The sequence below is a fragment of the Kitasatospora nipponensis genome, assembly GCF_039528135.1.
Lineage (GTDB): Bacteria > Actinomycetota > Actinomycetes > Streptomycetales > Streptomycetaceae > Kitasatospora > Kitasatospora nipponensis.
Window position 1 is genome coordinate 1 of sequence record NZ_BAAALF010001229.1, and the last position, 503, is coordinate 503.

1 pseudogene is annotated in these 503 nt (G+C 72.2%); it reads left to right on the plus strand.

Features of this window, described 5'->3' with window-relative positions:
* A pseudogene (locus ABD323_RS45800) lies at positions 1-256 on the plus strand (metallophosphoesterase); the annotation flags it as partial.
* Positions 257-503 lie beyond the last annotated feature (247 nt).

Here is a 503-nt window from a genome sequence, read left to right on the forward strand (position 1 = left end):
CTCGCACCAGCCGGTGACCGTGCACGACGCCGTCCGGTACGGCATCGACCTGCAGGTCTCCGGGCACACCCACGGCGGCCAGCTCTGGCCGGGCAACTACCTGGCCGAGCTGGCCAATCCGACGGTGGCCGGTCTGGAGCGGTACGGCGACACCCAGCTCTACGTCACCCGGGGCGCCGGGGCCTGGGGCCCGCCGGTCCGGGTCGGCGCCCCGTCCGACATCACGGTGCTCACCCTGGCCTCGCTGCAGGCCTGACGCCCGGTCAGTTTCCGGCGGTCAGTTTCCGGCCGTGACGTGTGAACGAGGGAGAACATCGGGACCAACAGCCCGGCCGAAGGATGATTGTGCCTTCAATTACTCCCGTGTGCACACGTAGCTTTGGGGTGCGCTGCCGGGGCGGCTCCGGAGCGGACGGGGAGGCACGCGGATGGCAGGGCAGCGAGTGCGCGACGACGGGGTCGCCGGGCCGGCGCGCCGGGGTTCGGTGCAGGCCGAACGGGAC